This window comes from Streptomyces hokutonensis, from assembly GCF_042751305.1.
Lineage (GTDB): Bacteria > Actinomycetota > Actinomycetes > Streptomycetales > Streptomycetaceae > Streptomyces > Streptomyces hokutonensis_A.
In genome coordinates this window covers 202,555-227,167 of the sequence record NZ_JBHYWD010000004.1, presented here as the reverse complement: position 1 = coordinate 227,167, position 24,613 = coordinate 202,555, and the positions used below count along the sequence as shown (strand labels likewise).

Sequence of the window (24,613 nt, the reverse complement as noted above, 5' to 3'; positions counted from 1 at the left end):
GAACGCGCCCCGGCCCGCCGCAGCGAGGAGCAGGAGCCGGACGGGCCCACCCCGTCCCACCCCGGACCCCACGCCTCACGCACAGGCCGAAACCATTGAGCCCACGAACCGACCTCGGCCTTGTCACTGCCGCGTGCGAGGATCGGAGACGTAGTGCACACGTGCCAGCGAAGGAGAGGCCCGCGATGGCCACGAAGCCGCCCAAGGGCGATCCGGTCCAGGACGCCCCGCAGGTCACCGAGCCGAAGCATGCCGCGGCCGGCCTCCCGGCGATCGGGCACACACTGCGCATCGCCCAGCAGCAGATGGGGGTGAAGCGCACCGCGCTGACCCTGCTGCGGGTCAATCAGAAGAACGGCTTCGACTGCCCGGGCTGCGCCTGGCCGGAGCCGGACCACCGGCACGCGGCGGAGTTCTGCGAGAACGGCGCGAAGGCGGTCGCCGAGGAGGCCACCCTGCGCCGGGTGACCCCCGAGTTCTTCGCCGCGCATCCGGTGGCCGATCTCGCGACCCGCAGCGGCTACTGGCTGGGCCAGCAGGGCCGTCTCACGCACCCCATGTATCTCCCCGAAGGGGCCGACCGCTACGAACCGGTCACCTGGGAGCGGGCGTTCGACATCGTCGCCGAGGAGATCGCCGCCCTCGGCTCACCCGACGAGGCGCTGTTCTACACCTCGGGCCGCACGAGCAACGAGGCCGCGTTCCTGTACCAGCTGTTCGCGCGGGAGCTGGGCACCAACAACCTGCCGGACTGCTCGAACATGTGCCACGAGTCGTCGGGTTCCGCGCTGAACGAGACGATCGGCATCGGCAAGGGCAGCGTCCTCCTTGAGGACCTCTACCAGGCCGACCTGATCGTCGTCGCCGGCCAGAACCCGGGCACCAACCACCCGCGCATGCTCTCCGCCCTGGAGAAGGCCAAGGCCAACGGCGCGAAGATCATCAGCGTCAACCCGCTGCCCGAGGCGGGCCTGGAGAGGTTCAAGAACCCGCAGACCCCGCAGGGCATGCTCAAGGGCGCCGCCCTCACCGACCTGTTCCTGCAGATCCGCATCGGCGGCGACCAGGCCCTCTTCCGCCTCCTGAACAAGCTCGTCCTGGAGACGGAGGGCGCCGTGGACCATGCCTTCGTCGACGAACACACGCACGGCTACGAGGAGTTCGCCGCAGCCGCGCGGGAAGCCGACTGGGACGAGACGCTGCTCGCGACCGGGCTGACCCGCCCGGAGATCGAGAAGGCCCTGGAGATGGTGCTCGCCTCCGAGCGCACCATCGTGTGCTGGGCGATGGGCCTCACCCAGCACAAGCACGCCGTGCCGACCATCCGCGAGGTCGTCAACTTCCTTCTGCTGCGCGGCAACATCGGGCGCCCGGGCGCGGGCGTGTGCCCGGTGCGGGGCCACAGCAACGTGCAGGGCGACCGCACCATGGGCATCTTCGAGCGCCCCGCGCCGGCCTTCCTGGACGCCCTGGAGAAGGAGTTCGGCTTCGCCCCGCCGCGCGAGCACGGCTACGACGTGGTCGCGGCGATCCGCGCGCTGCGCGACGGCGACGCGAAGGTGTTCTTCGCGATGGGCGGCAACTTCGTGTCCGCCTCCCCCGACACCGAGGTCACCGAGGCGGCCATGCGGCGCGCCAGCCTTACCGTGCATGTGTCGACGAAGCTCAACCGCTCGCACGCCGTCACGGGCGCGCGTGCCCTCATCCTGCCCACTCTGGGCCGTACCGAGCGCGATCTCCAGGGCGGCGGCGAGCAGTTCGTGACCGTCGAGGACTCCATGGGCATGGTGCACGCCTCGCGCGGCCGGCTGGAGCCCGCGAGCGCCCACCTGCTGTCCGAGCCGGCCATCGTGTGCCGCCTCGCCCGCCGCGTCCTCGGCGCCGGATCCCGCACTCCCTGGGAGGAGTTCGAGAAGGACTACGGGACGATCCGCGACCGCATCGCGCGCGTGATCCCCGGCTTCCAGGACTTCAACGAGCGGGTCGCCCACCCCGGCGGCTTCGCCCTCCCGCACGCCCCGCGCGACGAACGCCGCTTCCCCACGGCCACCGGCAAGGCCAACTTCACCGCGGCGCCCGTCGAATACCCCGAACTCCCCGAAGGGCGCCTGCTGTTGCAGACGCTGCGCTCGCACGACCAGTACAACACCACGATCTACGGCCTCGACGACCGCTACCGGGGCATCAAGAACGGCCGCCGGGTCGTCATGGTCCACCCCGACGACGCCGCCCGGCTCGGTGTCGCCGACGGGTCGTACGTCGATCTGGTCGGCGAGTGGAAGGACGGCGTGGAGCGGCGGGCGCCCGGCTTCCGGGTGGTGCACTACCCGACCGCGCGGGGCTGCGCCGCCGCCTACTACCCCGAGACCAACGTCCTCGTCCCGCTGGACGCCACCGCCGACACCAGCAACACCCCGGCCAGCAAGTCCGTCGTCGTCCGTCTGGAACAATCGGCTACCGACTGAGCGTTTGCTCAGCAGCCGAACCAGTGATCACGACGAACGGAGTCGGGCCCCATGGGCGAGCAGCAGCAGGTGCAGTTCCCGCAAGAGGTCGTCGACGAGTACGCCGCGCTCGGCGTCGACCTGCCCGCACTCTTCTCCGCCGGATACCTGGGCTCGCGCATGGGCCTGGAGATCCTGGAGGCGTCCGCCGAGCGTGTCGTCGGGACACTGCCGGTCGAAGGGAACACCCAGCCGTACGGGCTGCTGCACGGCGGCGCGTCCGCCGTGCTCGCCGAAACCCTCGGGTCCATCGGATCGATGCTGCACGGCGGCAGCACGAAGATCGCCGTCGGCGTCGACCTGAACTGCACCCACCACCGCGGCGCCCGCTCCGGCCTGGTCACCGGAGTGGCCACACCCGTGCACCGGGGGCGCTCGACGGCGACGTACGAGATCGTGATCAGTGACGAGGAGGGTCGACGGGTGTGCACTGCGCGGCTGACCTGTCTGCTGCGGGACGTGAAGCCCGGGGACGGGATCCCCGCGAGCTGATCCCGCCGGTCCGTCATCCCGTCGGGGGTGGTGGGCCGGACTCCGTCTTCCGCACCCCCGTCCACTCCCCTACCGTTTTCCCATGAGGCTGCCGGCATGAGCGGTATCGGGCCCGTCGAATCCGTCGACTCGCCGGAGACGAACGGGAGTTACGAAGTCATCGGCGGCGATCCGCCCCATCTGACGGACCGTTGGCACACCCTGTCGCCGCGCACCCGCAGAGCCGCGCTCGCGGCGGGCGCGGTCGCCGCCCTGGGCGTCGGAGCCGTCCTCCTGCCGCCCGTCCACACCTCCCGGCGGAGCGACCCGCAACCACCGACGCCATGGCCCGCGAACGTCACCGAGTGGCGCTATGTCGGACTGGCCCAGACCACCGACTCCCCCACCACGACCGGTTTCTTCCGCTTCGCGGTCACCGTGGACAGCGGACCCGCCGTCACCCTGCGGGTCACCGGCGCCGCCTTCGACGGACTCACCGCCGAGGCCGTGCCGGAACGGTCCTTCACCGTGCGCACCGGAGCGACCCGCCGCGTCACGGTGGAGATTTCGGTTTCCGACTGTTCGGGACTGCCCCTGAATGCGGACCTCGCCTTTCTGGACGTAACGCTCCGTAACACGCGCGCAATACAACGCCACAGTTTCATCTTCGGCGCCTCCTACTCCAAGGACCTTTCCCAGCTCCTCCACAGGGCCTGCGGTACGACAAACGCCAGGCCAGGCCCGCGGCCAAGCGGAAGTGCAGGTTCTCAAAATGTGGACCTCGGCTGAATTCCGCCAAACCGGCTGAGACCCACCTTTCGCGAAGCCCGCCAACCGGCACGTCATAACAAGAAAGTCACAAGCCCGCGCACGACGATGCCCATGCCTACAGACCGGGCTTAGAGTCACGGCCAGTCACCGCTCCATCGGGAGTTCGGTACCAGCGCAGCACTCTCCGCCCTACCCGGGCGACTGTGCCTGCGGAAAGGACAGATTGTGCGACAGCGTTCTCTGGTGATTCTTACCTCCGTACTCACCACCGGAGCTCTGACCCTCACCGCCTGCGGCTCCCGTGACAGCGGCAGCAAGAGTGACAGTGGGTCCACCACCCTGACCATCGGCGTCGACGCTCCCCTGTCCGGTGAGAACTCCACCACCGGCCTCGGCATCCAGTACGGCGTCCAGATCGCCATCGACGACGCCAACAAGAACAACTGGGTCCCGGGCGTCAAGTTCAAGATCAAGGCCCTGGACGACAAGGCGCAGCCCGCCACCGGCCAGTCCAACGCCACCGCCTTCACCGGCGACAGCAACGTCGTCGGCGCCGTCGGCCCGCTGAACTCCGGCGTCGCCCAGTCGATGCAGCAGGTCTTCGCCTCGGCCAACATGGTCGAGATCTCCCCGTCGAACACCAACCCGGCCCTGACCCAGGGCAAGGACTGGGCGACCACCAAGACGCGGCCGTACAAGACGTACTTCCGCACCGCCACCACCGACGCCCTCCAGGGCGCCTTCGCCGCCGACTACGCGTACAACGGCCTCAAGAAGAAGAAGGCCTTCGTCGTCGACGACAAGCAGACCTACGGCGCCGGCCTGGCCGGGATCTTCAACAGCGCCTTCAAGAAGCTCGGCGGCTCCATCGCGGGCACCGACCACGTCAACACCGGCGACACCGACTTCAGCTCGCTCGTCACCAAGATCAAGAACTCCGGCGCCGACCTGCTCTACTACGGCGGCCAGTACGACGAGTCGGAGAAGATCACCAAGCAGCTCAAGGGCGCCGGCGTCAAGATCCCGCTGTTCGGCGGTGACGGCATGTTCGCCACCACCTACATCCAGACCGCCGGCAAGGCCGCCGAAGGCGACCTCGCCACCTCCGTCGGCGTCCCCGCCGACACCCTGCCCGCCGCCAAGCAGTTCATCGCGACCTACAAGGCCAAGGGCTACAAGGGTGACTACGGCGCCTACGGCGCCTACGCCTACGACGCCGCCACCGCCATCATCAAGGCAGTGAAGGCCGTCAAGGACGCCAACGGCGACAAGCTCCCCGCCAGCAGCGACCTCCGCTCCAAGGTCGTCGACGCCGTCCAGAAGTCCGACTTCGAGGGCATCTCCGGCAAGGTCGCCTTCGACCAGTACGGCGACACCACCAACAAGCAGCTCACCGTCTACCAGGTCACCAGCGGCGCCTGGAAGGCCGTGAAGACCGGCACCTTCAACGGCAGCTGACCTCAGCTCCAGCACCACCGCACCACGGGCCGCGCGGAAGGAGGATCCCGACCGCGCGGCCCGTTGTCACACCCCCACCCCCAGGCACGCGATCTGTGCACACGACCCAAGCGACAATGGAGGCCACGCGGTGAACACCCTGCCGCAGCAGCTGGCCAACGGGCTGCTCCTAGGCTCGATGTACGGGCTGATCGCCATCGGCTACACGATGGTGTACGGCATCGTCCAGCTCATCAACTTCGCGCACGGCGAGATCTTCATGACCGGGGCCTTCGGTGCCCTCACGGTCTACGCCTACATCCTGCCCGACGGCACCTCGATGGTGGTCGCCGTACCACTCATGCTGATCGGCGGCGGAATCGTCTCCGTCCTCGTCGCGGTAGGGGCCGAACGATTCGCCTATCGCCCCCTGCGGCAAGCACCACGACTGGCGCCCCTGATCACCGCCATCGGCCTCTCCCTCGCGCTCCAGGAACTCGTCCGGAACTTCTACCCGGGCGCCGACAAGGACCGCTCCTTCCCCAGCCTCGACGGCACCCACGACCTCGGCTCCATCACCATCACCGACGCCGACATCTTCCTGGTCATCGCCGCCATCGTCTGCATGTCCGGCCTCGCCTGGTTCGTCCGCAAGAGCCGCACCGGCCGCGCCATGCAGGCCACCGCCCAGGACCCGGACACCTCCCAGCTCATGGGCATCGACACCAACCGCATCATCGTCATCGCCTTCGCCATCGGCGGCTTCTTCGCCGCCGTAGCAGCCGTCTCCTACGGCCTCAAGTACGGCAACATCGGCTACCGCATGGGCTTCCTGATGGGCCTCAAGGCCTTCACCGCGGCCGTCATGGGCGGCATCGGCAACATCTACGGCGCCATGCTCGGCGGAGTCGTCCTCGGCGTCGCCGAAACCCTCGCCTCCGCCTACATCAACCACATCCCCGGCATGCAGCAGCTCGGCGGATCCGGCTGGGCCAACGTCTGGGCCTTCTGTCTCCTCATCCTCGTACTGCTGTTCAGGCCACAGGGCCTGCTCGGCGAACGCGTCGCGGACAGGGCGTGATCACATGACCGAGACGACCGAGACCCCCAAGACGCCGGCCGCCGCCCCCGCGGAACAGCGCGGCCTCATCCCGCTGCCCCTCGCAGCCGCCCGCGCCCTCATCCTGGTCGGCGGCATCGCCACCACCGCCTCCACCTTCCTGCGCTGGACCTGGACCTCCGACTTCCCCGGCGACCTCACCGTCAACGGCTACCCCGGCGGCCTCCAGATCCTCACCCTCGTCGCAGGCCTCATCACCACACTGTTCGCCCTCGCCTCCTACGGCGTCCGAGGACTCGGCTGGCTCCTGCCCGCCCGCAACAACGCACCCCTCGTCCTCACCGCCCTCGGCGGCTTCGCCGTCACCTGGTACACGGTCCTCACGATCGCCGGCGAACTCGGCGGCCTCGTCAACTGGGAACCCGGCACCTACATCGCCGCCGTCGCCTCCCTGCTCCCCGTCATCGGCGCCTTCGCCCTCCCGCAGAACGCCACCGACAACACCAAGGAAGCGCTCAAGGCGTACATCGCCAAACCCGACCGCATCCCGGCCCCCCAGGCCACCGCCCCCTGGATCCAGCGACTCGTCATCACGATCATCGCCGCCCTCGCCCTCACCGTCTTCGCCTACGGCATCGACGCGGAGGACGAACTCTTCATCGGCTTCCTGATCGTCGTCGTCTTCACCTCCTGGGCACTGCACAGCGCCGGCCTCTTCGACCGGTTCAGCCACCTCACGGCCACCAACCGCAGCTTCGCCCTCGCCATGGGCTTCGTCGCGGCCATCGCCTTCCCGTTCACGCAGACCAACGACCACTACGCCAACCTCGGCGTCAACATCCTGATCTTCGGCACCGTCGCCCTCGGCCTCAACATCGTCGTCGGCCTCGCCGGACTCCTCGACCTCGGCTACGTCGCCTTCCTCGGCGTCGGCGCCTACACCGCCGCCCTGGTCTCCGGCTCCGAGTTCTCCAAGTTCTCCGGCGTCCAGTTCCCCTTCTGGGCCGCCGCCCTCACCGGCGCGGCCGCCAGCCTCGTCTTCGGCGTCCTCATCGGCGCCCCGACCCTGCGCCTGCGCGGCGACTACCTCGCCATCGTGACCCTCGGCTTCGGAGAGATCTTCCGCATCGCCGTCAACAACATGGACGGCGTCTCCGGCCCCGACATCACCAACGGCCCCAACGGCATCCCGTCCATCCCCGACCTGTCGTTCTTCGGCTTCAACTTCGGTGACAGCCACGACATCGCCGGATTCACCATCGGCCGGTTCGCCAACTACTACCTGCTCATGGTCCTGATCATGGCGCTCGTCATCACGATCTACCGCCGCGCCTCCGACTCCCGCATCGGCCGATCCTGGATCGCCATCCGCGAGGACGAGACCGCCGCCACCGCCATGGGCATCAACGGCTTCCGCGTCAAGCTCATCGCCTTCGCCCTCGGCGCCACCCTCGCCGGCCTCGCCGGCACGGTCAGCGCCCACGTGACGTACAGCGTGGTGCCCAACCCGTACCAGTTCGCCGGAGCGGCCCCGCCCAACTCCGCGTTCCTCCTCGCCGCCGTGGTCCTCGGCGGCATGGGCACCGTCTCCGGCCCCTTCCTCGGCGCCGCCCTGCTCTACCTGCTCCCGGAGAAGCTCGTCGCCCTCCAGGACAAGTCCCTCCTCGCCTTCGGCATCGCGCTCATCCTCCTGATGCGCTTCCGCCCCGAAGGCATCATCCCCAACCGCCGACGCCAGCTGGAGTTCCACGAGACCGGCCAGCTCGACGTACCGGAAACCACGACCCTGACCGACGAACCGGCCATCACCAAGGCAGGGGCGTAGAGAGCCATGACGACACCAGTACTCGAAGCCCGTGACGTCACCATGCGCTTCGGCGGCCTCACCGCCGTCCGCTCCGTCGACTTCACCGTCAACGCCGGCGAGATCGTAGGCCTCATCGGCCCCAACGGCGCCGGCAAGACCACCTTCTTCAACTGCCTCACCGGCCTCTACGTCCCCACCGAGGGCACGGTCTCCTACAAGGGCACGGTGCTTCCCCCGAAGCCCCACCTCGTCACCAAGGCCGGCATCGCCCGCACCTTCCAGAACATCCGCCTGTTCGCCAACATGACGGTCCTGGAAAACGTCCTCGTCGGCCGCCACACCCGCACCAAGGAAGGCCTCTGGTCGGCCCTCCTGCGCGGCCCCGGCTTCAAGAGAGCCGAAAGGGCCAGCGAAGAACGCGCCATGGAACTCCTGGAGTTCATCGGCCTCGCCCACAAGCGCGACCACCTGGCACGCAATCTTCCCTACGGCGAGCAGCGCAAGCTGGAGATCGCGCGGGCGTTGGCGTCCGAGCCGGGCCTGCTCCTGCTCGACGAGCCGACGGCCGGCATGAACCCCCAAGAGACGCGCGCCACCGAAGAGTTGGTCTTCGCCATCCGCGACAAGGGCATCGCCGTCCTCGTCATCGAGCACGACATGCGCTTCATCTTCAACCTCTGCGACCGCGTCGCCGTCCTCGTCCAGGGCGAGAAACTCGTCGAAGGCACCTCCGACGTCGTCCAGGCCGACGAACGCGTCGTCGCCGCCTACCTCGGCGAACCGTTCGAAGGCACAACCGAGGACACCCCGCCCGCGACGGAAGCGGAGAGCACCACCAGCACCAAGGGAGAAGCCCAGTGACCGCACTGCTAGAGGTCGAGGACCTCAGGGTCTCCTACGGCAAGATCGAAGCCGTCAAGGGCATCTCCTTCAGCGTCGAGGCCGGCCAGGTCGTCACCCTCATCGGCACCAACGGCGCCGGCAAGACGACGACCCTACGCACCCTCTCGGGCCTGCTCCAGCCCTCCGGCGGCAAGATCACCTTCGACGGCAAGCCGCTCAACAGCGTCCCCGCCCACAAGATCGTCGCCCTCGGCCTGGCCCACTCCCCCGAAGGCCGGCACATCTTCCCCCGCCTCACCATCGCGGAGAACCTCCAGCTCGGCGCCTTCCTCCGCAAGGACAAGGAAGGCATCGAAAAGGACATCCAGCGCGCCTACGACCTCTTCCCCATCCTCGGAGAACGTCAGAAGCAGGCCGCCGGAACCCTCTCCGGCGGCGAGCAGCAGATGCTGGCCATGGGCCGCGCGCTCATGTCCCAGCCGAAACTGCTGATGCTGGACGAGCCGTCCATGGGCCTCTCCCCGATCATGATGCAGAAGATCATGGCGACGATCGTGGAGCTCAAGGCCTCCGGCACGACGATCCTCCTCGTCGAACAGAACGCCCAAGCAGCCCTGTCGCTCGCCGACCAGGGCCACGTCATGGAGGTCGGCAACATCGTCCTCTCCGGCACGGGCGAGGACCTGCTGCACGACGAGTCGGTACGGAAGGCGTACCTCGGCGAAGACTGAGGTCACCAACGTCCTTCGCTACGACGAGGCCCGCGCCCCCAGCTCAGGGGGCGCGGGCCTCGTCGTAGTCACCGTCCGGCGTGTCAGCCCTTCGAGGACTTCTTCTCGTCCGCGTCCTGGATGACCGCCTCGGCGACCTGCTGCATCGACATCCGGCGGTCCATCGACGTCTTCTGGATCCAGCGGAACGCGGCGGGCTCGCTCAGCCCGTACTCGGTCTGCAGGATCGACTTCGCCCGGTCGACCAGCTTGCGGGTCTCCAGCCGCAGCGTGAGGTCGGCGACCTCCTGCTCCAGCTGCTTCAACTCGGTGAAGCGCGAGACGGCCATCTCGATCGCGGGCACGACATCGCTCTTGCTGAAGGGCTTCACGAGGTACGCCATCGCACCGGCGTCCCGGGCCCGCTCGACGAGGTCGCGCTGCGAGAACGCGGTGAGCATCAGCACGGGCGCGATGCCCTCCTCTGCGATCTTCTCGGCGGCGGAGATACCGTCCAGCTTCGGCATCTTCACGTCGAGGATCACGAGGTCGGGCTTGTGCTCACGGGCCAGCTCGACGGCCTGCTCACCGTCACCGGCCTCACCGACGACGGTGTACCCCTCTTCTTCGAGCATCTCTTTGAGATCGAGCCGAATCAGGGCCTCGTCCTCGGCGATGACGACACGGGTCGTCAGCGGAGGCACGTGCGACTTGTCGTCGTCGGGCGCGTCTACGGGCTGGGGCGACTCGGGGGCGGTCACGGGGGCTCCTCGTTCAGGGCACGGGGGTAGTGCTGAGCAAGAGCCTACCTAGCTGCACCTCTACACGGAGACCCGGTACACTCCTCTCGGGTTGGCCAGCCGGGTTGGCGGAATGGCAGACGCTGATGTCTCAAACACATCTGTCCGAGAGGACGTGCGGGTTCGACTCCCGCACCCGGCACCTCTGAAGCGGAGGTTCACGTTCGCGTGAACCTCCGCTTTTTTCTGCGCTCGATGTGGATCAGTCACGCAGAGTGTTCGCATGAACTTTCACGGCACTGAGGATCCTGCTGGCCAAATGTCGTGTCCTGCAGCGTGGGGGCGCGGTTGGCACGGTGGTGGCTGGTCTTGTCGTTCCCAGCCGCTGGGGTGGGAGTCATGTCGTTGCGGCCGGAGGAATGGCCTGAGGTTCCTGAGCTCACGGCGCGGGTTGCACGGGCTGCTGCGGGGCGTGGGGCGCCACCGTTGGCGATGCGGGTGCGAGACGAGCTCGGCGCGCTGTTCGCGGATGCGGAGTTCGCCGTGGCGTTCGGCCGGCGGGGCCGACGGGGATGGTCACCGGGGCGGCTGGCGATGGTGACGGTGCTGCAGATGGCGGAGAACCTGACCGACCGCGCCGCCGCTCATCGGGTCCGGTTCGACCTGTCATGGAAGTACTGCCTGGGCTTGGAGCTGGAGGACGTCGGCTTCGATGCCTCGGTCCTCTCGGAGTTCCGCACCCGGGTGGTCGAGCACGGCCTGGAAGAACGCGTGCTGGATCTGCTGCTGGCCGCATTGAAGGAGAAGGGCCTGGTCAAGGCCGGAGGCAAGCAGCGTACCGATTCCACTCATGTGCTGGCGGCGGTGCGGGAGTTGAACCGCCTGGAGCTGGCCGGGGAGACCGTGCGGGCCGCGCTGGAGGCGCTGTCCGCCGCGGCCCCCGACTGGGTGGCGCAGGCGCTGGACGTCGGCGGGTGGAACCGGCGTTACGGGCGGCGGATCGACGCGTACTGGCGTCCGCCCGGCTCCCAGGCCCAGCGGGACCAGCTCGCCCTGGACTACGGCCGCGACGCGGTGGCCCTGCTGCGGGCGGTCTACCACCCGGACTCGCCGCCGTGGCTGCGTCAGCTGCCCGCGGTCCAGACGCTGCGGCAAATCACTGTGCAGAACTACCTGATCACTACCGACAACAGCGGAGCGGAGGTGGTCAAGCGGCGGGAGGCGGACAAGGACGGTCTTCCGCCCGGCAGTTTGCGGTTGGCCTCGCCCTATGACCTCGATGCCCGCTACGGCGGCAAGGAAGATCTTCGCTGGACCGGGTACAAACTGCACATTAGCGAGGTCTGCCAGCTGCCCCGGCCCGAGGACGAGGTTCCGTGGCAATGCCGGCAGTCGCGGCCCCCGGCCCCAAACGTGATCACCCATGTCGCGACCACCGATGCGACGGTGCCCGACGTGAAACTCGTCGAGCCCGTCCACCGGGCCCTCGCCACCCGGGGCCTGCTGCCCGGCGAGCACTACCTGGACTCCGGTTACGCGAGCATCGAACTCATCGTCGGGGCCCAGGCTGTCTTCGGCATCACCCTGGTCACACCGCTGCTGACCGGCACGTCCCGCCAGTACCGGGAGAACGCCGGCTACCAGCGCGAAGCCTTCGCCCTCGACTGGGACGCCCACCAGGCCACCTGCCCTCAGGGCGCCACCAGCCGGTTTTGGAGCCCGGCCAGACAGAAAGGCCGCGACGTGATCGTAGTCCGCTTCGACCAGGCCGACTGCGGTCCCTGCCCCGTCAGAGCCGTCTGCACCAACGCCACCCGCTGGGGCCGCCAACTCACCCTGCGGCCCAGGCCGCTGCACGAACTCATCCACGCCAACCACACCGCCCAGGAAGACGGGAAATGGCGGGCGAAGTACGCCCTGCGGGCCGGCATCGAAGGCACCATTCGCCAGGCCGTGGCGGTCACCGGAAACCGCCGGGCCCGCTACCGCGGGCTGGGGAAGACCCATCTCGAGCACGTCTACTCCGCCGTCGCCCTCAACCTGATCCGCCTCGACGCCTGGTGGAACGGCCAGCCCCTCGACCACACCCGCACCAGCCACCTCGCCCGACTCGACCTCACACTCGCCGCATGACCCCGCATTTGGCCAGCAGGATCACTGAGGTCCGACACAAAGCACTCACTCTGTTGCGAAACGGCGCCAGGAACGCGGACGTAGCGCGACAGCTCAACGTTCCACTCGGCACGGTCGGTTACTGGAAGCACCTGGACCGCGCGAAGCGCGGCGAGTGCCCAGGGAAGCACGACCCGAAGTGCCCTCGCTGCGACGGCCGAGACCTCGATCACGCGGCATACAGCTACCTGCTCGGGCTGTATCTCGGTGACGGCCACATCAGTCAGTACTCAGCGCACCGCGTCCCCAACCTCATGATCACGTGCGACGAGTCATGGCCAGGGCTCATGGACGACTGCGAGGAAGCCATCCGCGCCGTCTTCCCCGACAACTCCGTCTGCCGAGTCCGCAAGGTCGGCTGCCGCAACGTGAAGGTGTACTCGAAGCACCTGCACTGCCTCTTCCCTCAGCACGGCCCCGGCAAGAAGCACGACCGCCGGATAGCCCTCGAACCCTGGCAAGAGGACATTGTCGACGCCCACCCCTGGGAATTCATCCGAGGCCTCATCCATTCCGACGGCTGCCGCATCACCAACTGGACGACCCGGGTCGTCGCCGGCGAGCGCAAGCGCTACGAATACCCCCGTTATTTCTTCACCAACGTCTCCGACGACATCCGCCGCCTGTGCACGGACACCTTCGACAAACTCGGTATTCAGTGGACGCACTGCACTCGGAACGGCAACCCCTACAACATCTCCGTCGCCCGCAAAGCCTCAGTAGCCCTCATGGACACCCACGTAGGCCCCAAACACTGACCCCCCGCCGCTACTTGGGACTGTCGTCCTCGCCGACATGGTGCACGCGGACGAGGTTCGTGGAGCCGGCCACCCCGGGGGGCGAGCCCGCCGTGATGACGACGATGTCGCCCTTCTGGCAGCGGCCGTACTTGAGGAGGAGTTCGTCGACCTGGTCGACCATCGCGTCGGTGGAGTCGACGTGGGGGCCGAGGATGGTCTCGACGCCCCAGGTGAGGGTGAGTTGAGCGCGGGTGGCCGGGTCGGGGGTGAAGGCCATCACGGGGATGGGGGACCTGTAGCGGGAGAGCCTGCGGACCGTGTCGCCGGACTGGGTGAAGGCGACCAGGTACTTCGCGCCGAGGAAGTCGCCCATTTCGGCGGCGGCTCGGGCCACCGCGCCGCCCTGGGTGCGGGGCTTGTTGCGTTCGGTCAGTGGGGGCAGGCCCTTGGCGAGGATGTCTTCCTCGGCGGCTTCGACGATGCGGGCCATGGTGGTGACGGTGGCGATGGGGTAGTTGCCGACGCTGGTCTCGCCGGAGAGCATCACGGCGTCCGTGCCGTCGATGATCGCGTTCGCCACGTCCGAAGCCTCTGCCCTGGTGGGGCGGGAGTTCTCGATCATCGAGTCGAGCATCTGGGTGGCGACGATGACCGGCTTTGCGTTGCGCTTGGCGAGTTTGATCGCGCGCTTCTGGACGATCGGGACCTGTTCGAGGGGCATTTCGACGCCGAGGTCGCCGCGGGCGACCATGATGCCGTCGAAGGCGGCGACGATGTCGTCGATGGCCTCGACGGCTTGGGGCTTTTCGACCTTGGCGATGACGGGGAGGCGGTGGCCCTCCTCGTCCATGATGCGGTGGACGTCGTCGATGTCCTTGCCGCTGCGGACGAAGGAGAGGGCGATGACGTCGAAGCCGGAGCGCAGCGCCCAGCGGAGGTCGTCCTCGTCCTTGTCGGAGAGGGCGGGGACGGAGACGGCGACTCCGGGGAGGTTGAGGCCCTTGTGGTCGGAGACCATGCCGCCTTCGACGACCTTGGTGTGGACGCGGGGGCCGTCGACGGAGGTGACTTCGAGGCAGACCTTGCCGTCGTCGACGAGGACGCGTTCGCCGGGGGTGACGTCGGCGGCGAGGCCGGCGTAGGTGGTGCCGCAGGACTGGCGGTCGCCTTCGGCGCCTTCTTCGACGGTGATGGTGAAGGTGTCTCCGCGTTCAAGGAGTACGGGGCCTTCGGTGAATCGGCCGAGTCGGATCTTCGGGCCTTGAAGGTCGGCGAGCATTCCGATGCTGCGGCCGGTCTCTTCGGCGGCCTTTCGTACGCGCTGGAAGCGCTCCTCGTGTTCGGCGTGGGTGCCGTGGCTGAGGTTGAAGCGGGCTACGTCCATTCCGGCTTCGACCAGGGCTTTGATCTGGTCGTACGAGTCGGTGGCGGGGCCCAAAGTACAGACGATTTTTGCTCGGCGCATGGTTTGAGCCTAGGCCTTACCGACGGGTAGGGAATTGGTCGCGCATGACTACTCAACAACCTTTGGGTGAAGGGTTATTGACAAGGCTTGAATGTGCGGCCGGGTGCTCCAATGAGCGTTCGAATGGTCGCCGTGTGAACTCCGGTCACAGAATCGGGGGTGCCATCGTGAAGCGTGCGTTGACCTGGGCGTAGACGTGTTGCCGTTGGGGTTCGAGGTCGAGGGGTGCGGCGGCGGTGTCCTCGGTGGCCGCGCCGGCGAGGGACATGGAGCGCATACGGCGCTGGGGGGTGCCGTAGGTCTCGGCGTTCTCGGCGCCGATGTCGGCGAGTTCGACGAGGGCGGCGAGGGTGGTGCCGAGTGCTTCGGCGTATTCGCGGGCGCGTTGGACGGCTTCGCGGACGGCTTGCTGGCGGGCCTGGCGGTGGACGGGTGAGTCGGGTCGGAGGGCCCACCAGGGGCCGTCGACGCGGGTGAGTTCGAGGTCGGCGAGGCGGGTGGTGAGTTCGCCGAGGGTGGTGAAGTCGGCGAGTTCGGCGGTGATGTGGACTCTGCCGTGGTAGCGGTGGACGCGTTCGCCGCGGCCGTGTTTGGTGAGTTCGGGGGTGATGGAGAAGCCGCCGGTTTCGAGGCGTTCGACGGCGTCGCCGTAGCTTTTGACCAGGTCGAGGACGGTGGCGTTGCGGCGGGTGAGGTCGTCGAGGGCGGTGCGGCGGTCGGTGCCGCGGGCGGCGACGGTGATGCCGATGCGGGCGATCTCGGGGTCGACTTCGAGGCGGGCTTCGCCGCGGACGGCGATGCGGGGGGCGTCGGGGGTGCCGTAGGGGACGGCGGGTTGGGGTTCGTCCGGGGTGGTCATACGTCCCACTCTGTCAGTCGTGGCGTCTTCTGGTCATCAGATCGAAACCTGCGGAGCCTGTCGCTGCTGGTAAGAAGCGAGTAAGAATCTACGCGCGTTGTTGACCGTTTCCCGAGGAGATCCAGACATGCCCTTGAACCGCCGGAAGTTCCTGAAGACGTCCGCCGTGACGGGTGCGGGGGTGGCGCTGGCCGGTGCGGCGGCGGCTCCGGCGGCGCAGGCCGCGGAGAAGAAGCCTGGCAGGCCTGCCAAGCGGTACTCGTTGACCGTGCTGGGCACGACCGACCTCCACGGGCATGTCTTCAACTGGGACTACTTCAAGGACGCGGAGTACTCGGACGCCAAGGGCAACGCCATGGGTCTGGCGCGGGTGTCGACCCTGGTGAACCAGATCCGGCAGGAGAAGGGGCGGCGGAACACGCTGCTGCTGGACGCGGGCGACACGATCCAGGGCACCCCGCTGACGTACTACTTCGCGAAGGTGGATCCGATCACCGCCAAGGGCGGTCCGGTGCATCCGATGGCGCAGGCGATGAACGCGATCGGGTACGACGCGGCGGCGCTGGGCAACCACGAGTTCAACTACGGCATCGAGACGCTGCGGAAGTTCGAGGAGCAGTGCCGTTTCCCGCTGCTCGGTGCGAACGCGCTGGACGCGAAGACGCAGAGGCCCGCGTTTCCGCCGTACTTCATCAAGAAGTTCCAGGTGCCGGGGGCGCCGCCGGTGAAGGTGGCGGTGCTGGGGCTGACGAACCCGGGTATCGCGATCTGGGACAAGGCGTATGTGCAGGGGAAGTTGACGTTCCCGGGGCTTGAGGAGCAGGCGGCGAAGTGGGTGCCGAAGCTGCGGTCGATGGGGGCGGACGTCGTCGTGGTGTCGGCGCATTCGGGGTCGTCGGGGACGTCGTCGTACGGTGATCAGCTGCCGTACGTGGAGAACTCGGCGGCGCTGGTCGCGCAGCAGGTGCCGGGGATCGACGCGATCCTTGTCGGGCACGCGCATGTGGAGATCCCGGAGTTGAAGGTCACGAACACGGCGACGGGGAAGACGGTCGTGCTGTCCGAACCGCTGTGCTTCGCCGAGCGGTTGAGCGTCTTCGACTTCGAGTTGGTTTTCGAGAAGGGCCGTTGGGTCGTCGAGTCGGTGGCGGCTTCCCTGCGGGACGCGAAGACGGTCGCGGACGATCCGAAGATCACGCGGTTGCTGAAGGACGAGCACGCGCTGGTCGTGGAGTACGTCAACCAGGTGGTCGGTACGGCGACGGCGACGCTGACGACGGTGGAGGCGCGGTACAAGGACGCGCCGATCATCGACCTGATCACCAAGGTCCAGGAGGACGTGGTGAAGGCGGCGTTGGCGGGGACGGCGTACGCGTCGCTGCCGGTGGTCGCGCAGGCGTCGCCGTTCTCGCGGACCTCTCAGATCCCGGCGGGCGAGGTGACGATCCGGGATCTGTCGGGGCTGTATGTGTACGACAACACTCTGGTGGCGAAGTTGCTGACGGGTGCTCAGGTGCGGGCGTATCTGGAGTACTCGGCGCAGTACTTCGTGCAGACGGCCGCCGACGCGGTCGTCGACACGGAGAAGCTGACCAACGCGAACGGCCGTCCGGACTACAACTACGACTACGTGTCGGGGTTCTCGTACGACATCGACATCGCGCAGGCGGCCGGTTCGCGGATCAAGAACCTGACGTACAACGGTGCGGCGCTGGACGACGCGCAGCAGTTCGTGCTGGCGGTGAACAACTACCGGGCCAATGGTGGCGGTGCGTTCCCGCATGTGGCGTCGGCGACCGAGGTGTGGTCGGAGTCGACGGAGATCCGGACGCGGATCGCGGAGTGGGTGACCGCGAAGGGTGTGCTGGATCCAGCTGAATTCGCTTCGGTGGACTGGAAGTTGACGCGGAACGGCACGCCTGTCTTCTAGTGCCCGCTGGTCTTCTGGTGTGCTGGTCTTCTGGTGTGTGCTGGAGCCCTCACCTGCCTTCGACGAGTGGGGTGAGGGTCCGGGCCTGCCGGGCCGGGGGGATCTGCGGCTGCGGGTCGAGTCCGAAGGTCGTGAAGGCCGTTCGGTCCGGCAGGGGGTAAGGCTCCTTGCCGGTCAGGGAGTTGAGGATGGTGGCGCTGCGCCAGGCGGCGAGGCCGAGGTCGGGGGCGCCGACTCCGTGGGTGTGGAGTTCGGCGTTCTGAACGTAGACGTGGCAGTCGGCGCCGGTGACGGAGGGGTCGAGGACGAGTCTGAACTGCTCGTCGACGCGCGGGCGTTCGGCGCTGTCGCGGCGCAGGTAGGGGTCGAGTCCGGCGAGGATGCGGCCGAGGGGGCGTTCGCGGTAGCCGGTGGCGAGGACGACGGCGTCGGTGGTGAGACGGGAGCGGGTGTTCTGCTGGACGTGTTCCAGGTGGAGTTCGACCTTGGTGGTCGCGATCCGGCCCGCCGTTCGGACGCGGACGCCGGGGGTGAGGACGGCGTCGGGCCAGCCGCCGTGCAGGGTGCGGCGGTAGAGCTCGTCGTGGATGGCGGCGATGGTGTCGGCGTCGATGCCCTTGTGGAGTTGCCACTGCGAGGTGACGAGGCGGTCGCGGACGGGTTCGGCGAGGGCGTGGAAGTAGCGGGTGTAGTCGGGGGTGAAGTGCTCCAGGCCGAGCTTGGAGTACTCCATGGGGGCGAAGGCCTCGCTGCGGCCGATCCAGTGGAGTTTCTCGTGTCCTGCGGGCCGGTTGCGGAGCAGGTCGAGGAAGACCTCGGCGCCGGTCTGTCCTGAGCCGATGACGGTGATGTGTTCGGCGGCGAGGAAGGTCTCGCGGTGGGCGAGGTAGTCGGCGGCGTGGATCACGGGGACGCCGGGGGCTTCGACGAGGGGTTTGAGCGGGTCGGGGACGTAGGGGGTGGTGCCGACGCCGAGGACGATGTTCTTGGTGTAGGTCCGGCCGAGGGCCTCCGCCTCCCCGTCGCTGTCGAGCTGGGTGAAGTCGACCTCGAAGACGTCGCGTTCGGGGTTGAAGCGGACGGCGTCGACCTGGTGGCCGAAGTGGAGTCCGGGGAGGCTGTCGGCGACCCAGCGGCAGTAGGCGTCGTACTCGGCGCGCTGGATGCGGAAGCGCTCGGCGAAGTAGAAGGGGAAGAGCCGGTCGCGGTCCTTCAGGTAGTTGAGGAAGGACCAGGGGCTGGCGGGGTCGGCGAGGGTCACCAGGTCGGCGAGGAAGGGGACTTGGACGGTGGTGCCGTCGATGAGCAGGCCGGGGTGCCAGTCGAAGCCGGGGCGCTGTTCGTAGAAGGCGGTGTCGAGTTCGGTGAGGGGCTGGGCGAGGGCGGCCAGGGAGAGGTTGAAGGGGCCGATGCCGATGCCGACCAGGTCGCGGGGTGGATCGGGTTCGTGGCGTGGGGGGTTGGGGGTCCGGGGGTGACCCGTCGGGGGGTGGCTCATCGGGGGGTGTGTCCTTCCACCAGTTTCAGGAGGGCGGCCAGGTCGTCGGGCCGGGTGTGGGGGTTGAGGAGGGTTGCCTTGAGCCAGAGCCGGCCGTCGAGGGCGGCCCGGCCGAGGACGGCGCGTCCGTCGTGGAGGAGTTGTCGGCGTACGGCGGCCACGGCGTCGTCGGTGGCTTCGGCGGGCCGGAACAGGACGGTGCTGATGACGGGCGGGTCGTAGAGCTCGAAGCCGGGGTGGTTGTGGACCATGGCGGCGAACTCCCGTGCGCGGGCGCAGACTTGGTCGACGAGGGTGCCGAGTCCGGTGCGGCCGAGGGTTTTCAGGGTGACAGCGAGTTTGAGGACGTCGGGGCGTCGGGTGGTGCGCATGGAGCGGCCGAGAAGGTCGGGGAGGCCTGCTTCGGTGTCGTCGTCGGCGTTGAGGTAGTCGGCGCGCTGGGTGAGGGCGGCGAGGTCGCGGGGATGCCGTACGGCGAGGAGGCCCGCGGCGACGGGCTGCCAGCCGAGTTTGTGCAGGTCGAGGGTGACGGTGTGGGCGCGGTCGAGGCCGGCGAGTTTGTCGCGGTGGCGGTCGCTGAAGACGAGGCCTCCGCCGTAGGCGGCGTCGATGTGGAGGCGGGCGCCGTGGGCGGCGCACAGGCCGGCGATCTCGGGGAGCGGGTCGATGAGTCCGGCGTCGGTGGTGCCGGCGGTGGCGGCGACCAGGACGGAGCCGCGCGGGCCCGGGAGTGCGGTGAGGGCTTCGTCGAGGGCGGCGGGGTCGAGGGTGCCTGCGGGTGCGGGGACGACGACGGGGTCGGGCAGGCCGAGGAGCCAGGCGGCGCGGGGAAGGGAGTGGTGGGCGTTGCTTCCGCAGACCAACTGGACGGTGCCGCTGTGGGCTTCGCGGGCGAGGAGCAGGGCGAGTTGGTTGGCTTCGGTGCCGCCGGTGGTGACGAGGGCGTCGGCGAGGCCGATCTCGTGGGCGAGGGTGCGGGTGACGAGGGCTTCGAGGGCGGAGGCGGCGGGGGCCTGGTCCCAGGAGTCGAGGGACGGGTTCAGCGCGCTGACGGCGAGGTCGGCGGCGACGCTGACGGCGAGCGGCGGGCAGTGGAGGTGTGCCGCGCACAGCGGCTCGGCGGGGTCGGCGGCGCCTTCCGCGAGGGCGTGCACGAGGGTGCGCAGCGCGTCGGGGTCGCCGTCTTCGGGGAGTACGTCTCCCACGGCGTCCCGGAGCCGGGCGGCGACCGCGTCGGGGCCGCCGGCCGGGAACGGTCCGCCGCGGGCCCGCCGTCCGGTGCCGAGCGCGTCGAGGACGGTGTCGAGCAACGGCCGCAGGGCGTCGGGGCCTTCGGCGCCTGAGGCGAGGGGCGCGTTGCTCATGGGCTGTCCTCCGGGGCGCGGGGCAGGGGAGTTCCAGCTTGTACGCAGGTGGGTCGACGCGCCCGGAAAGTACAACGATCAGAACCCGAAAGTGTTGTGTGAGCGGGGTGGGAGGGTCACCGGAAGTCGTCCGCGTGGTCCTTCGCCCAGGTGCTGAACGGGCGGGCGGGTACGCCGGTGATCTCCTCCACCGTGGTGGTGATCTCCGGTGTCGTGCCGACGCTTCCGCCGAAGGCCTTGAGGAGGCCGGGGAGCATCTCCGGGGGTACGTGGGGGAAGAGTTCGGGGCCGACCTCGTCCACGGGGATCTCGTCGAAGCGGAGATCGCGGCCGATGGCGTGGCCGATCGCGGTGATCTGCTGGGCCGTGGTGACCGCTTCGGGGCCTGTGAGGCGGTGGACAGCTCCCTCGTGGCCGGGGTCGAGGAGGGCGCGTTCGGCGACGGCGGCGATGTCGTCCTCGTGGATCGGTGCCGAGACGCCGTCGGCGAAGGGGCCGCGTACGGTGTCGCCCGCGCGGATCTGCGGGGCCCATTGGAGGGCGTTGGCCGCGAAGGCGTTGGGCCGCAGGATGGTCGCCGCGAGGCCGCTGTCGCGTACCTGTTGTTCGGCCTTGGCGTGCCGGATGTGGATGGGGTGGCTGGTGTCGGCGCCCTCGCGGATGATTCCGGAGGAGAGCATGACGACGTCCCGGACGCCGGCCGCGCGGGCGGCGTCGAGCAGTACCGGGGTCGTGTCGCCGGTGGCCTGAAGGTTCAGGAAGAGCTGGGTCGCGCCGGTGAACAGGGCGGCGGGGTCGTCGAGTTGGTGGCGGACGACCTCGGCCTGCCGCGGTAATCCGGCCCGCCGGGGGTCGCGCGTGAGCGCCCGCACGGGCCGGCCGGCGGCGGTGAGGCGTTCCACCAGTGCGCGGCCGACGTTGCCGGTGGCACCTGTCACTACGATCACGGGTTCCTCCTGGGGCTGATCGTCCTTGGCGGCATCGAGCCTAGGAAGGACGATCAGCCCGCCGCATCGTCGGCAGGGACGAGGCGTATCCGTGAGGGCGTAGGGCGAGGGTCCTACGCCTCGCGGACTCGCAACGCCCGTCCCAGGTCGTCGAGTTGGTCGACCAGTTTGCGGCGCAGGGCCGGGGTGAGGTCGGCGTCGCGGAGGCATTCCTCGCCGAGGCGGAGGGTTTCGGGGTCGACGGCGTGGGCGGGGAAGGCCCAGCGGCCGGCGGCGTCGGCCATGGCGGGGCCGCGGCGGGCGGCGAGGGCGACCGCGTCCTCGTAGAAGCGGGGCACGTACTCCCGTACGAGATCGGCCTGTTCGGGTTGCCAGAAGCCCTGGGCGGTGGCGGTGAAGAGGTAGTTGGAGAGGTCGTCGGTGGTGAACATCGCCTCCCAGGCCGTGCGCTTGGCCTCGGGGTCGGGCAGGGCGGCCCGGCAGCGGGCGGCGCCTTCCTGGCCGGTGGCGGACGGGTCGCGTGCCAACTCGGCGGCGATCGCGGTTTCTTCGGTGGCGCCGAGGACGGCGAGGCGGGCCAGGACGCGCCAGCGCAGCTCGGGGTCGAGTTCCGGGCCGCCGGGGACGGTGCCTTCGGCGAGCCAGGCGGCGATGGTGTCGGGGTGGGCGGCGACGTCGATGAAGTGGCGTACGGCGATGAGGCGCAGGCCGGGGTTGGAGCCGTCCTCGGTGCGGCGGATGAGGTCGCGGCACAGGTCGGTGAGGGTGGCGAGGGCGACCGGGCGGGCCTCGGGGGTGAGGTAGCGGTCGGTGACCTGGGCGGAGGCGAAGGCGAGGACGCCCTGGACGAGGGCGAGGTCCGTCTCGTGCGGGAGGTGGGCGCGGGCGGCGTCCAGGTAGGCGGAGGCGGGGAGTTCGCCGTCGCGGACGGCGTCGCGCAGGGCGTTCCAGGCGACCGCGCGGGTGAGGGGTTCGGGGAGGCCGGAGAGGCTGGTGCGGACCGTTTCGAGGGACTCGGTGTCGAAGCGGATCTTGGCGTAGGTGAAGTCGCCGTCGTTGAGGAGGACGAGGGCGGGGCGCGGGCCCATGGTGCTGGTGAGGCTGCCGCTGGGGGAGGCGGCGAGGTCCTGCTCGATGCGGTCTCGGAGGATCAGGCGGCTCGCGTCGTGGAGGTCGTGATCGTAGAGGCCGATGGTGATGCGGTGCGGGCGGGTGCCGCCGGACGGTACGAGGGTGTTGAGGTGGGTGAGTCCGTCGTGGTCCAGGGAGGGGTCGCGCTTCAACCAGACGCCGTCGCTGCCCTGGTGCTGGATGTCGAGGTGCCACCATCCGTCCTCGGCCCGGACTTCGGGCGTGAGCGTGTCCACCCCCGTCGTGCGCAGCCACGCGTCCGCCCAGGCGTGGACGTCTCGTTCGGTGCCGGAGGCGAGGGAGTCGAGGAAGTCGGCGAGGGTGGCGTTGGCGAACTTGTGGCGGGCGAAGTGGGTGTTGATGCCGGCGAGGAAGTCCTTCTCACCGAGCCAGGCCACCAACTGCCGTAGTGCGGAGGCGCCCTTGGCGTAGGAGATGCCGTCGAAGTTCAGGAGGGCGGAGGCGGTGTCGTCGACGTTCTCGGGGGCCACGGGGTGAGTGGAGGGGCGCTGGTCGGCGTCGTAGCCCCAGGCCTTGCGGACGACGCCGAAGTCGGTCCAGGTGTCGGTGAAGCGGGTGGCTTCGGTGAGGGTCTGGTAGCCCATGTACTCGGCGAAGGACTCGTTGAGCCAGATGTCGTCCCACCACTGGAGGGTGACGAGGTCGCCGAACCACATGTGGGCCATCTCGTGGGCGATGACCATGCCGCGGGTCTGGCGCTCGGTTTCGGTGACGGCGGAGCGGTAGACGAACTCGTCGCGGAAGGTGACGAGTCCGGGGTTCTCCATGGCGCCGGCGTTGAACTCGGGGACGAAGGCCTGGTCGTAGGAGTCGAAGGGGTAGGGCTCCTCGAACTTCTCGTGGTAGCGGTCGTAGCACTGGCGGGTGATGTCGAGGATCTCCTCGGCGTCCGCGTCGAGGTGGGGGGCCAGGGAGCGGCGGCAGTGGATGCCGAAGGGCAGGCCTCGGTGTTCGGTGCGGATCGAGTGCCAGGGGCCGGCGGCGACGGCGACGAGGTAGGTGGAGATGAGGGGGGTGGGGGCGGCCTGCCAGCGGCCTTCGCCGAGGTGTTCGGTGATGCCGTTGGCGAGGACGGTCCAGCCTTCGGGGGCGGTGACGGTGAGGTCGAAGACGGCCTTGAGGTCGGGCTGGTCGAAGGCGGCGAAGACGCGCTGGACGTCCTCCATGAAGAGCTGCGTGTAGAGGTAGGTCTCGCCGTCGGTGGGGTCGGTGAAGCGGTGCATGCCCTCGCCGGTGCGGGAGTAGCGCATGCTCGCGTCGACGCGGAGCTCGTGCTCGCCCGCGGTGAGGCCGGGCAGCGGGAGCCGGTTCTCGACGAGTTGTTCCGGGTCGAGGGGGTGTCCGTCGAGGGTGACGGAGCGCAGCTCGGCGGGCTTGAGTTCGACGAAGGTGTCCGCGTCGGCACGAGCGGTGAACCGGATGACGGTGCGGGAGTCGAAGGTGTCTTCGCCCGTCGTCAGATCGAGTTCGATCGTGTAGCGGTGGACGTCGAGGAGCCTGGCACGGGTCTGCGCTTCGTCGCGCGTCAGTACGGACATGGTGGACATGCTGCCTGATGGCACTGACATGGCACAGAGCCGGTCCGGTATGCGGCTTATGTTCGGTCGGGGGTGGAGGTGGTGGGAGTGGTGGTGTTCTGGGGGTCGCGCTGGTAGGGCACGCGCGCGTCCGGGTGCGGCAGGGCGGGGCGGGGTTCCCGGGACTCCTCGATGAGGGCGCGCAGTTCGCGGAGCTCCTGTTCCAGGGCCTGGTGGCGCTGGTGGGCGTCGTAGAGGTAGCGGATCTTTGTGCGCAGGGTCCAGGGGTCGACGGGCTTGGTGATGAGGTCGGCGACGCCGAGGCCGAAGGCGGCGGCGGTCAGTTCGGGGTCGAGGCCGAAACCGGTGAGGAGGACGACGGGGATGCGCTGGGTCTGTTCGAGGCGGCGCAGATAGCGGACCACGTCCAGGCCGCTGACGCCCGGCATGCGCACGTCGAGGAGGAGCAGGCCGACCTGGCCGCGGAGCACCTGCTTGAGCGCCTCGTCGCCGCTGGTGGCGCGGGCGAGCCGGTAGCCCAGCGGGGCGAGGGCGCTCTCCAGCGCGTACAGCGTGTCCTCATGGTCGTCGACGATGAGGATCCTGGCATCCGACGGCATGACCCG

General features: G+C 68.9%; 19 protein-coding genes and 1 tRNA gene. 12 read left to right on the top strand and 8 right to left on the bottom strand.

The features are described from left to right. Positions 1-185 precede the first annotated feature (185 nt). From ACFXC1_RS13400 to ACFXC1_RS13365, 8 genes are all read left to right on the top strand, one after another. Positions 186-2,465, top strand: coding sequence for an FdhF/YdeP family oxidoreductase (locus ACFXC1_RS13400; protein WP_381242249.1), 2,280 nt, complete (start codon positions 186-188; stop codon positions 2,463-2,465). Between the two features lie 51 nt (positions 2,466-2,516). Continuing rightward, the gene (locus ACFXC1_RS13395; RefSeq protein ID WP_381242248.1) at positions 2,517-2,996 is read left to right on the top strand and encodes a PaaI family thioesterase; all 480 of its coding nucleotides are present in this window, start codon (positions 2,517-2,519) and stop codon (positions 2,994-2,996) included. A 96-nt stretch (positions 2,997-3,092) separates the two neighbouring features. Beyond that, the gene (locus ACFXC1_RS13390) at positions 3,093-3,764 is read left to right on the top strand and encodes a hypothetical protein (protein WP_381242246.1); all 672 of its coding nucleotides are present in this window, start codon (positions 3,093-3,095) and stop codon (positions 3,762-3,764) included. A 222-nt stretch (positions 3,765-3,986) separates the two neighbouring features. Next, complete coding sequence (locus ACFXC1_RS13385; protein WP_381242694.1) at positions 3,987-5,204, top strand: branched-chain amino acid ABC transporter substrate-binding protein; 1,218 nt, start codon at positions 3,987-3,989, stop codon at positions 5,202-5,204. Between the two features lie 130 nt (positions 5,205-5,334). Beyond that, positions 5,335-6,264 carry a branched-chain amino acid ABC transporter permease gene (locus tag ACFXC1_RS13380; RefSeq protein WP_381242244.1) on the top strand — a complete coding sequence of 310 codons (930 nt, stop codon included), beginning with the start codon at positions 5,335-5,337 and terminating at the stop codon, positions 6,262-6,264. Between the two features lie 4 nt (positions 6,265-6,268). Next, complete coding sequence (locus ACFXC1_RS13375; RefSeq protein ID WP_381242242.1) at positions 6,269-8,068, top strand: branched-chain amino acid ABC transporter permease; 1,800 nt, start codon at positions 6,269-6,271, stop codon at positions 8,066-8,068. Between the two features lie 6 nt (positions 8,069-8,074). After that, positions 8,075-8,911 carry an ABC transporter ATP-binding protein gene (locus ACFXC1_RS13370; protein ID WP_381242240.1) on the top strand — a complete coding sequence of 279 codons (837 nt, stop codon included), beginning with the start codon at positions 8,075-8,077 and terminating at the stop codon, positions 8,909-8,911. After that, positions 8,908-9,624 carry an ABC transporter ATP-binding protein gene (locus tag ACFXC1_RS13365; RefSeq protein ID WP_329247674.1) on the top strand — a complete coding sequence of 239 codons (717 nt, stop codon included), beginning with the start codon at positions 8,908-8,910 and terminating at the stop codon, positions 9,622-9,624. The genes ACFXC1_RS13370 and ACFXC1_RS13365 overlap by 4 nt, the downstream gene beginning before the upstream one ends. Before the next feature lie 83 nt (positions 9,625-9,707). On the opposite strand, the gene ACFXC1_RS13360 is transcribed toward ACFXC1_RS13365, so the two are convergent. After that, positions 9,708-10,364 carry an ANTAR domain-containing response regulator gene (locus ACFXC1_RS13360; protein WP_019062225.1) on the bottom strand — a complete coding sequence of 219 codons (657 nt, stop codon included), beginning with the start codon at positions 10,362-10,364 and terminating at the stop codon, positions 9,708-9,710. A 98-nt stretch (positions 10,365-10,462) separates the two neighbouring features. Here ACFXC1_RS13360 and ACFXC1_RS13355 point away from each other — a divergent pair. The 3 genes from ACFXC1_RS13355 to ACFXC1_RS13345 all read left to right on the top strand — a co-directional run bounded on the left by ACFXC1_RS13355 (position 10,463) and on the right by ACFXC1_RS13345 (position 13,273). After that, a tRNA-Leu gene (locus tag ACFXC1_RS13355) sits at positions 10,463-10,545 on the top strand. A 290-nt stretch (positions 10,546-10,835) separates the two neighbouring features. After that, entirely contained in the window at positions 10,836-12,476 is a 1,641-nt protein-coding gene (locus ACFXC1_RS13350; protein ID WP_381242238.1) for an IS1182 family transposase, read from the top strand. Beyond that, positions 12,473-13,273, top strand: a complete 801-nt coding sequence (locus tag ACFXC1_RS13345; protein ID WP_381242236.1) for a helix-turn-helix domain-containing protein — start codon at positions 12,473-12,475, stop codon at positions 13,271-13,273. The genes ACFXC1_RS13350 and ACFXC1_RS13345 overlap by 4 nt, the downstream gene beginning before the upstream one ends. Before the next feature lie 10 nt (positions 13,274-13,283). On the opposite strand, the gene pyk is transcribed toward ACFXC1_RS13345, so the two are convergent. Together pyk and ACFXC1_RS13335 are read right to left on the bottom strand one after the other, a co-directional pair. After that, the gene (gene pyk / locus ACFXC1_RS13340) at positions 13,284-14,720 is read right to left on the bottom strand and encodes a pyruvate kinase (RefSeq protein WP_381242234.1); all 1,437 of its coding nucleotides are present in this window, start codon (positions 14,718-14,720) and stop codon (positions 13,284-13,286) included. Positions 14,721-14,865: 145 nt separating this feature from the next. Beyond that, positions 14,866-15,579 (bottom strand): SIMPL domain-containing protein, encoded by a 714-nt coding sequence (locus tag ACFXC1_RS13335; protein WP_381242232.1) that lies wholly within the window; start codon positions 15,577-15,579, stop codon positions 14,866-14,868. Between the two features lie 127 nt (positions 15,580-15,706). Here ACFXC1_RS13335 and ACFXC1_RS13330 point away from each other — a divergent pair, with 127 nt between their 5' ends. Beyond that, positions 15,707-17,509 (top strand): bifunctional metallophosphatase/5'-nucleotidase, encoded by a 1,803-nt coding sequence (locus ACFXC1_RS13330; RefSeq protein ID WP_381242230.1) that lies wholly within the window; start codon positions 15,707-15,709, stop codon positions 17,507-17,509. Positions 17,510-17,558: 49 nt separating this feature from the next. Here the strand turns inward: ACFXC1_RS13330 and ACFXC1_RS13325 are convergent, their stop codons facing one another. From ACFXC1_RS13325 to ACFXC1_RS13305, 5 genes are all read right to left on the bottom strand, one after another. After that, the gene (locus ACFXC1_RS13325; protein ID WP_381242228.1) at positions 17,559-19,007 is read right to left on the bottom strand and encodes a lysine N(6)-hydroxylase/L-ornithine N(5)-oxygenase family protein; all 1,449 of its coding nucleotides are present in this window, start codon (positions 19,005-19,007) and stop codon (positions 17,559-17,561) included. Next, positions 19,004-20,371: a pyridoxal phosphate-dependent decarboxylase family protein gene (locus ACFXC1_RS13320; protein WP_381242226.1), complete on the bottom strand. Its 1,368-nt coding sequence runs from the start codon at positions 20,369-20,371 to the stop codon at positions 19,004-19,006. Before ACFXC1_RS13320 ends, ACFXC1_RS13325 begins: the two co-directional genes overlap by 4 nt. Positions 20,372-20,487: 116 nt before the next feature. Continuing rightward, the gene (locus ACFXC1_RS13315) at positions 20,488-21,318 is read right to left on the bottom strand and encodes an NmrA family NAD(P)-binding protein (protein ID WP_381242224.1); all 831 of its coding nucleotides are present in this window, start codon (positions 21,316-21,318) and stop codon (positions 20,488-20,490) included. 113 nt (positions 21,319-21,431) lie between these two features. Continuing rightward, positions 21,432-24,008 carry an aminopeptidase N gene (gene pepN / locus ACFXC1_RS13310; RefSeq protein ID WP_381242222.1) on the bottom strand — a complete coding sequence of 859 codons (2,577 nt, stop codon included), beginning with the start codon at positions 24,006-24,008 and terminating at the stop codon, positions 21,432-21,434. 56 nt (positions 24,009-24,064) lie between these two features. Continuing rightward, positions 24,065-24,607 (bottom strand): response regulator, encoded by a 543-nt coding sequence (locus ACFXC1_RS13305; RefSeq protein WP_381242220.1) that lies wholly within the window; start codon positions 24,605-24,607, stop codon positions 24,065-24,067. Positions 24,608-24,613: the final 6 nt, after the last annotated feature.

Excerpts from the sequence above, each read along its gene's own strand:
- ACFXC1_RS13390 (WP_381242246.1), top strand. The coding sequence starts at position 3,093 with ATGAGCGGTATCGGGCCCGTCGAATCCGTCGACTCGCCGGAGACGAAC.
- ACFXC1_RS13330 (WP_381242230.1), top strand. The coding sequence starts at position 15,707 with ATGCCCTTGAACCGCCGGAAGTTCCTGAAGACGTCCGCCGTGACGGGT.
- ACFXC1_RS13305 (WP_381242220.1), bottom strand. The coding sequence starts at position 24,607 with ATGCCGTCGGATGCCAGGATCCTCATCGTCGACGACCATGAGGACACG.
- ACFXC1_RS13335 (WP_381242232.1), bottom strand. The coding sequence starts at position 15,579 with ATGACCACCCCGGACGAACCCCAACCCGCCGTCCCCTACGGCACCCCC.
- pepN (WP_381242222.1), bottom strand. The coding sequence starts at position 24,008 with ATGTCCGTACTGACGCGCGACGAAGCGCAGACCCGTGCCAGGCTCCTC.
- ACFXC1_RS13375 (WP_381242242.1), top strand. The coding sequence starts at position 6,269 with ATGACCGAGACGACCGAGACCCCCAAGACGCCGGCCGCCGCCCCCGCG.
- ACFXC1_RS13350 (WP_381242238.1), top strand. The coding sequence starts at position 10,836 with ATGCGGGTGCGAGACGAGCTCGGCGCGCTGTTCGCGGATGCGGAGTTC.
- ACFXC1_RS13325 (WP_381242228.1), bottom strand. The coding sequence starts at position 19,007 with ATGAGCCACCCCCCGACGGGTCACCCCCGGACCCCCAACCCCCCACGC.
- ACFXC1_RS13320 (WP_381242226.1), bottom strand. The coding sequence starts at position 20,371 with ATGAGCAACGCGCCCCTCGCCTCAGGCGCCGAAGGCCCCGACGCCCTG.
- ACFXC1_RS13370 (WP_381242240.1), top strand. The coding sequence starts at position 8,075 with ATGACGACACCAGTACTCGAAGCCCGTGACGTCACCATGCGCTTCGGC.
- ACFXC1_RS13400 (WP_381242249.1), top strand. The coding sequence starts at position 186 with ATGGCCACGAAGCCGCCCAAGGGCGATCCGGTCCAGGACGCCCCGCAG.
- ACFXC1_RS13345 (WP_381242236.1), top strand. The coding sequence starts at position 12,473 with ATGACCCCGCATTTGGCCAGCAGGATCACTGAGGTCCGACACAAAGCA.
- pyk (WP_381242234.1), bottom strand. The coding sequence starts at position 14,720 with ATGCGCCGAGCAAAAATCGTCTGTACTTTGGGCCCCGCCACCGACTCG.
- ACFXC1_RS13395 (WP_381242248.1), top strand. The coding sequence starts at position 2,517 with ATGGGCGAGCAGCAGCAGGTGCAGTTCCCGCAAGAGGTCGTCGACGAG.